At 64.0% G+C, this 7,732-nt stretch carries 5 protein-coding genes and 1 pseudogene; 5 read left to right on the top strand and 1 reads right to left on the bottom strand.

Going from position 1 to position 7,732, the window contains the following annotated elements; all coding sequences use genetic code 11:
- The 5 genes and pseudogenes from AC2VOU_RS07345 to AC2VOU_RS07365 form a co-directional block, all read left to right on the top strand.
- Positions 1–234 (top strand): annotated as a pseudogene (locus AC2VOU_RS07345) (hypothetical protein); the annotation flags it as partial.
- Entirely contained in the window at positions 234–2,891 is a 2,658-nt protein-coding gene (locus AC2VOU_RS07350; protein ID WP_486956781.1) for an ATP-binding protein, read from the top strand. The pseudogene AC2VOU_RS07345 and the gene AC2VOU_RS07350, both read left to right, overlap by 1 nt.
- A complete protein-coding gene (locus tag AC2VOU_RS07355; RefSeq protein ID WP_486956782.1) occupies positions 2,891–4,846 on the top strand; it encodes a hypothetical protein in 1,956 nt (651 codons plus the stop codon). The genes AC2VOU_RS07350 and AC2VOU_RS07355 overlap by 1 nt, the downstream gene beginning before the upstream one ends.
- A gap of 21 nt (positions 4,847–4,867) precedes the next feature.
- Entirely contained in the window at positions 4,868–6,598 is a 1,731-nt protein-coding gene (locus AC2VOU_RS07360) for an AAA family ATPase (protein WP_486956783.1), read from the top strand.
- A gap of 169 nt (positions 6,599–6,767) precedes the next feature.
- Positions 6,768–7,454 (top strand): chymotrypsin family serine protease, encoded by a 687-nt coding sequence (locus tag AC2VOU_RS07365; protein ID WP_486956784.1) that lies wholly within the window; start codon positions 6,768–6,770, stop codon positions 7,452–7,454.
- A 16-nt stretch (positions 7,455–7,470) separates the two neighbouring features.
- Here AC2VOU_RS07365 and AC2VOU_RS07370 read toward each other — a convergent pair.
- A partial coding sequence (locus tag AC2VOU_RS07370) for a hypothetical protein (protein WP_486956785.1) occupies positions 7,471–7,732 on the bottom strand: 262 nt, incomplete at its 5' end.

The raw sequence follows: 7,732 nt of genomic DNA on the forward strand, positions 1-7,732 counted from the left end.
GTGACGTTCTCGACCGGGTACGGCCGCTACCTGCTCGTGGTAGGGCTGGTAATCACCGCCGCGGCGGTCCTAGCCCTCGGAAAGCTGCCTAAACACGGCCCGCCAGCCACCGCTCGGCTCCGTTGGCGCCTGGAAGCGCGCTCGCCGCGCACCACATGCACCCACCTGGCGGCGGACCTCGCCGGCCGGGTCGTCGACCCCGACACCGGCCGGCTGAGCGGAACGCAACACTGATGGCCGGGTTTTTGCGCCCCACCTGGCATGCCGCACCCCGCCACGTCATCGGCAATCTACGATTTACAGACCGTGGTGTGTTCGCCGAATATCTGCTGAGCGCCACGGATTTCTTTTATCTCGACGAAGACTCCCAACGCGACGTCGCCACTGATCACAACTTGCTGTACCGCCACCTCCCGCAGCGCTGCACACTGTCGGGACTGACCGCGTACCGCAGCGTCGATGACATCTGCCGCGGAATGGCTGTCGCCGGTCTCCCACTGGCCGCCCGCGAACAATATCTCGCCGGCCGCGTCGACGTGCCGGACATTTCGACATGCAGCACCGAATGGCTGTCTGCGATCCGAACCCAGTGGGCCCCACACTTTTCCGCGTTCGGTCTGCGGTATCGCCAGCCGTGGCTATCGGTGCGACTCGACTTCGGCCGCGACGGGTCGAGTCTGCTGAAAAGCCTCAAAACCCGGGCCGCCGCACCCGACTACGACGATCCGGCGATGATCGAACGCTATCAACGGATGTCCCGCGAAATCTTCGACATGATCCCGAGCGTGTTCGATCCGCAACCAGCTGCCGCGCAACATATCTGGTGGCATTGGAACGCCACCACCAGCCGCGGCGCCTGGCGCGAACCCATTCCCGACGTCGACCCTGACCCCTTCGCTGTACTGGATGAATCAGCCTTCACACCAGCGTATCTCGACGAGAACGCCGCAGAACTATACGGCCCGGACGGCGTGAGCGCCGACAATCCACTGGTGCGGGTGTACCGCGACCCGCGCGATGGAATCGACGACACCTACCAGGCGATCGCCGCTGTCGACAACTACCCGGCCGGCGGCCTGGTGTTTCCCCGGTCCATGCTGTTCAAGCTGGCCGACGACCTGAGCACGCCGACAATCATCATCGACTGGCACGAAGACCTACAACTGCGCCCCGCTGACAAAGTCCACGCCGAAATGATCCGGATGGATCGCAACCTCAACGATCAGTGGCGCCAACGCGGCGACGTCGCAGGCATCGACGACGAATTGCCCCGCCAAAAATTCCTCAGCCGCGAACTGGCCACGAAATGCTCGGCGGGCAGCTCAGTACGCGCCGGGTCCACCGCGATCTGGTTCAGCGTGGCCGCCGGCAGCCCTGAAGAGGTCGCCGCCGGCGTTAAAACCCTCACCTCAGGGCTGTCGAAAGCTGCCGTGGAGATGACCCGATGGCGCGGCGCCCAGAAATCACACCTGCATGTGTTCATTCCCGGCTGCGAAGTGATCTCCGGGGTTAAAAACCACCGTCACCCCACCACCTCCGACGACCTGGGAGCGCTGGTGCCGATGGTGTCCAGCCAGCTCGGTGACCCGTTCGGCGTACCGCTTGGCCTCGACATCACGATGCCCGGCATGCGCGACGTCGGACTGTGTGACGTGCTCGGGGCACCAACACGAGACAAAGGTGCAGTGCTGGTCGCCGGCGGCGACCCCGGCCGCGGCAAAAGCACGGTCGTCAAGACACTCGAGTATTCATGGGCCGAGATCGGTGCCCGCCTGGGCATCATCGACCCCACGCAGGTCCGCGAACACGAACGAGCCCTCGCCGGTGTCGGCGATGAGGACCACCGCAAATTGGTGATCGACGCGCACCGAAACCTGTACAGCCTGGACTGTGTACGTTTAGCCCGCCGAAACGCCGACATCATCGCCGACCTACAGCGCCAGGGCCGCAGCGACATCGACGAGGAACTGCTTCCCCAACCGACCGACCACCTCCTGGCGCTATTGGGGGTTGGCGCCGACAGCGCCGCGGGCCGCCGTTTCCAAAAGCTCGTCGCACCACGCTATTTGGCCGCCAACGACATTGGCGACACGCACGCGCTGATCAACTTCCTGCGCGATCTGCCGGCCCGAGATAAGACCGCCGCGGACGAACAGTTACTGATCGGACTTGAAGGGCTCTCCGCAGACCGCCACCTGCGCGCGCTATTCGACCGAACCCTCGAAGTACCCGACTTCAACGCCTATCAAATCGTCATCTGGAACACGGCGTGGCTGGAACTTCCGACCAGCGAAGAAACCGCGGCCGCACACCTGCACAGCGAAATCACCCCCCGCCAGCGAGCCGGCCGCGCGATCTACGGCCTGGCGATCGACTCCACGCTCCAGATGTTTTTCTCACGGCCGAAAGAACCCGCTCAGCTCGTGGTGGAGGAATGCTACGACTGGATTCATTCCGACGCCGGAGCCGCCGCGGCCTACAAGCTGATGACGCAGGGCCGCAAAGTCAACAGCGGCATGACCGCAGTCGTGCAAAACCCCGTCAAGACCTTCGACCGGATCGGCTCAGAATTCATCACCCAACGACTGCTGTTCGGGTTCAAGAGCTCCAAAATGGCGCAAGCGGCGCTGCAATGGTGCGACCGCGACATCGAACGCCACCCCGACCTACTGCGCGACTACGTCAAAAACACCAGTCCCGTCATCCGCGGCTCTCGCCGCAACCGCCGCACAGCGCGACAGCACGGCCGCGTCATCCCCGGCAGAGAAGGCGAAGCGTGGTGGCTCGACGAGATCGGTAACTTCGGAAAAATCCGGGCGTTCACCCACCCCAACCCGAAGGTGCAAGCCCAGTTCGACACCAACCCGCTGACCTGGACCGAGGCCAGCTGATGGTGCCCGCAATCAAACGGTGGTGGGTCGCCACAAACGACTGGACCCGGCGCGGCTTCAAAATCGCCGGCCTGGTCCAGCTCCTGGCGATGACCGCGACCGCGGTCGCCCCCCGCGCGGTAGCGTCCACCAACGCGGCTGCCCTGGATTGGACAGGCGTCGCCGACAGCTTCCATGTCCCACTAGGCCGCTATTACCTGGCCTCAATCAACATCCTGGACCAAGCCAGCCAGCACTCCGGCGGCATAACCGCCAACCCGGAGTCCTGGCTGAGCGTGCCGGCCCGCTTCACCGCAGGCTTGGTGTCCAACAGCGTCGCGGCGTTCTTCCTCACCTTCGAGGCCGGAATTTTCATCGCCGTTCTGGCTATCGGTGTCTGGCTGTATCGGCTGGCCAGCAAGTCGATCTGGGTGACGTTCTTCGGCGCACTGGCCCGCCCCTTCGTCGACGCGATCTTCCAGGTGGTCCACGAAGTCGGCCTTGTGCTGTGGCTGCTGCCGGCCGCGGTGTTCGCCGGCGCATACACGATCATCACCGGATCATCGGCGCGCGGCAAGATGATGATCCTGTCGGCCTTCGCCGTCGCTGTGCTGGGCGCCGCGTTCCTGGCCGACCCGGTGTCGTTGATGTACGGCCCGCACGGGCTCCTGGAATCCGGCCGGGCGGCGGCATTCGAGGTCGCCGAAGTCGCCGTCCACAATGGGGCCGCCGACACCCACCACGCCGCCCGCGACGCCGCCGGCCAGCTCGACATCTTCAGCGGCAACCTGATCACCGCCGTCGCCCGCCGCCCATTCCAGCTCTGGCAGTACGGTCACGTACTCAGCGGCAAATGCGACACCGCGTTCAGCACGGCGATGCTCAATCACGTCAGCGAGGACGCCCCGATCAAAGCCATGCTCCAATGCGGCGACTATTCAGCGGCCAACTACGCCGCCCACCTGGACGGCTCCAACGTGTGGCTCGGGCTGCTGCTATGCGGCTCGGTCGGTGTGTTCACCGTCTTCTTGGCGACCGCGTCCGGCGCACTGGTGATGGTGCCGGCACGCGCCATGTATCGCGTCATCAAAGCGCCCGTCGAAAGCCAGATCGGCGTCCTCGACGGCCCCGGCCGCGCCTGGATGCTGCACGCGGCCCGCCAGTTCGCGTTCATGTTCCTGGAAATGTTCGCCTACACCCTGTTCGTGTGCATCGCGGGAATGTCGATCGGCAAGGTGATGACCGGCCGGCTGCCCACCGATCTCGGCGGGGACAGCCCGGTGGCCAAAGCACTGTTCTTCGGGTGCTGCTCGTGCGTGGCGATCGGCCTTTTCCGCATGATGCGCGCGGAACTGTTCGGCATGTCGCCGCGGTTGAGCGTTGGTCGGCTCGGTCTGCGGGCGGCCGAGGCGGCCGCGTTCGCCGTCGGGGCGCGCGGCGCGGCCCAGGCCCTCAAGGGGCTGCGAGAGCGTGCCCAGCGCCGCAAATCCCCGCCGTGGGAAGAACTGGAATCAAAGGTGGCCGAGGCCGACTCGAAGGCGAACTCCTCAGACAAGGGCCTGGACACGATCACGACACCGACATCGCAGGGGAAAGGATCTCAGGTCGCCGATTCCGGGCACACAACACAGTCCAGCGCACACGAATCAAGCCCGCAGGGATCGAATGCTTCGGCGCCACACGCGGTTCCGCAACCGACATCACTGACACGGCCGCAAGGCCGCCGCGACACAACAGGCCCGGCCGGCCGGCGCAGGAGGCAAAACGCCCCATCGGTGGCCGGCACATCCGGCCGCAAAACGGTGCCCACGCCAGCCGTCGCCGCCGGCAACAACGTCAAGGCCGGCGGCCTGGACACGATAACGACGACGAGCGCCACACCGGGCTCGCAGACCCAGACAACAGGCGGCTCAACACATCGCGGGCCGGGAAGCCAAACCGAGCTGGATACGATCAACAGACCTACTAGCACATAACGCAGTGGCCAGGAGCGCAAGGTGAGCATAGCCCGAGACAAGTTCGATGCAGCGCTGCGGCAGTGGAGCGTCGGCGACGTCGGCACGGCGCTGGACAACTTCAGCGCTGCCACGACCGCTGAGCCGGCCATGTCCGATGCATGGCTGGGCCGCATCGCCGCCGGGGACACCAGCCTGACCACACTACAAGCTGCCCACGAAAACTCACGATTCCTATTCCGCGAGATCCGCCGTGTCGGATGGAGCGAAGGCCAGCTCGCCGGCAGCATCGAATGCCCGAAATACGTCGTGCTGACCATAAATTCACGAGAAACCATCACGCTGGCTTACGCCGCAGCGCTCATCACCGACCGCCAATACCGCAACGCACTCGACGTTCTCGACGACCCGACCATTGCCCACGGCGAAGCGGCGGCCTGGCGTCATTTCCTGGATACTTGCGCCCATTTTGTCGCCGAACGCTGGCCCGACATCACCGCCGCACCCGCCCGGATGCCCCGCCCGGAGATGCCAGCAGTACACGACGTCCTGCTCGCCGCAGTCACAGCGATGGCCGCGGTCGCCGCCGCCCGCCTGGGCCACTATCAGCAGGCCATCAACCTGCTACCCGACATCGACACCATCGCAAACCCCTACATCCGATGCGACGCCGCGCTCGCACGTGCCTGGAGCGAACGCGCACTCGACCACGAAGAAGCCGCCCGCAACGCATTCGGCAAAGCCACCATCGACGGAGTCCTCACCGCGGAAGCCGCCGCCGCCCTTGCTGACGAAACCCTGCGTCTACCGATAGTCAGCAAAGAACTCATCGCCCACCGCAGCGACCCATGGGACGTATCCACTCAACCGTCGCAGCAGACCCTGACTGAATCAGAACACGAGAAACAACGCCAGCAGGCCGGCGAACAATGGCGCACCGCGATCGACGACCTCATCGGACACACCGAAGTCAAAGACCAAATACAAGCCTGGCGCTCCGAATTGGAGATCGAGCAGATCCGCGCCGAGCACGCCGGCCGCCCCGTCGACGCCGAACTCGGCGGGCATCTGGTTTTCCTCGGTCCCGCCGGGACAGGAAAAACCACGTGGGCCAGGATCTTCAAAGACATCCTCTTCGAGCTCGGCATGATCCCCGAATGGAAATTCACCGAAGTCACCGAGGAAGACCTAGTTCAAGGCTGGGTGTCACAGACCGCACAACAAACCCGCGAGGTCCTCGAACGCGCCCTGGGAGGCGTACTGTTCATCGACGAGGCATACCGACTGGCACCCAAAGTCGAAGGCCACAGCTTCGGCAGCGACGCCATCAACACCTTGCTGAAATACATGGAAGACAAAGCCGGCGAGCTCGTCGTGATCGCCGCCGGATATCCCGGCGAGATGCGCCGCTTCCTCAACGCCAACCAAGGCTTCGCCAGCCGCTTTCACCGAACATTCAAATTCGAGGGCTACACCCCAGCCGAAGTCCGCCAGATCGGCCAAATGTTCGCCAACAAACGCCACCTCGACGTCGACCCCGACGCCTGGCCCCTACTGGAAACCGAAACCGAACGGCTCAGCCAACTGCCGAATTTCGGCAACGGCCGCTACGCCCGCGAAGTGATCAACCACTGCCGCAGCGCACAAGCCGAACGACTCCGCACCGTCGACCGCGAAACCAAAGTCAAAATGGCCGCCAACGGACAACTCGGCATCACCACAGAGGACATGCGTCGCGCGCTCACGATCGTGGCCACCCAATACGAAAACTAAAACTCGATAGCAGGCGAGCACTAAGCCGCGCAGCGGTTCGCTGCTGCCGCGCTGTCCGCCCACCTCGATCGAGCGCCCAAACACGTCAGCGCCACGTTGAGCAGCCCTTTACTGTCCGCACCCGCTGTTAACGTCACATCAACAACGGTTCTTGGGGAAGGTCGTGGCGATGCGGGCGGTACGCCGGATTCTGGTCTGCGCCGTGTCGGCGTTGCTGTGCGTGGTGGGCGCCCCGATGCCGACCGCCACGGCAACGGTCGGGCTGGTGCCCGGGATGAAGATCTTCATCGGCAACGGTTCATGCAGCCTCGGGTTCCTCGCGACCAACAACGACCATGCCCGCTTAGCCGTGACGGCGGGGCACTGCGCCGACGACATCGACCAGCAGGTGTCGAGCGACAGCGGTGTGCGAATCGGCGAAGTGGTCTACCACATGCCCGACGACATGAAGAACGGTGCGTACGGAGCGACGGTCATCCACTTGTACAAGAACACGTACACCTCCGACGCCTACTTCGCCGTGTTCGGCAACCCCTCGGTGGGCGATTACGTGAAAAAGTACGGCGCGAGAACTGCGAAAACCGAGGGGAAGATCACGTCTATTGAGACCGACACCGACAACCCACGGTACTCAGAAATGGAATCGACGCTTGTCGATCTTCCTGGTGACAGCGGCTCGGCATGGGTCGGCAACAGCACCGAAGGTCCGAAACTCGTAGGTCTCAACATCGGCTACACCACACGGCGCGACGGCGGCTACGGCTTTGCGATTGGATTTCCGATACGCAGCCTGATCGCGCTCGTGAAGATCAGGTCCAAAAATTGGGGACAAGGCTTCATACCGGAAGGGCGGTAGCCGGGCGAACAAGTTCTCAGCGACCGTGCAGACGTTCCCCATCGTGCCATCGGTAGCTGCCGTCCCATTCCAGCTGGAAAGTACCGCCGTCCTGACCGTCGCCGTGTTCCCGAATTGCGATGATCGCCGTCGCGAAAGCGCCGCCAGGGGTCGAATGCGGTTCGCCGATCTGCTCACCGTGAGCATGGACTAACCAGCCCAACGGAGTCTCCACCACGCGATACGTCATAGCTGTGATCCTCTCATCCTCTCCTCCATCCGACAACGGCAAACGGCGG

This window comes from Mycobacterium sp. TH-M25 (assembly GCF_057473665.1).

What these genes read in the sequence shown, in the direction of transcription:
- AC2VOU_RS07355 (WP_486956782.1), top strand. Translation starts at nt 2,891, where the DNA reads ATGGTGCCCGCAATCAAACGGTGGTGGGTCGCCACAAACGACTGGACC.
- AC2VOU_RS07350 (WP_486956781.1), top strand. Translation starts at nt 234, where the DNA reads ATGGCCGGGTTTTTGCGCCCCACCTGGCATGCCGCACCCCGCCACGTC.
- AC2VOU_RS07365 (WP_486956784.1), top strand. Translation starts at nt 6,768, where the DNA reads ATGCGGGCGGTACGCCGGATTCTGGTCTGCGCCGTGTCGGCGTTGCTG.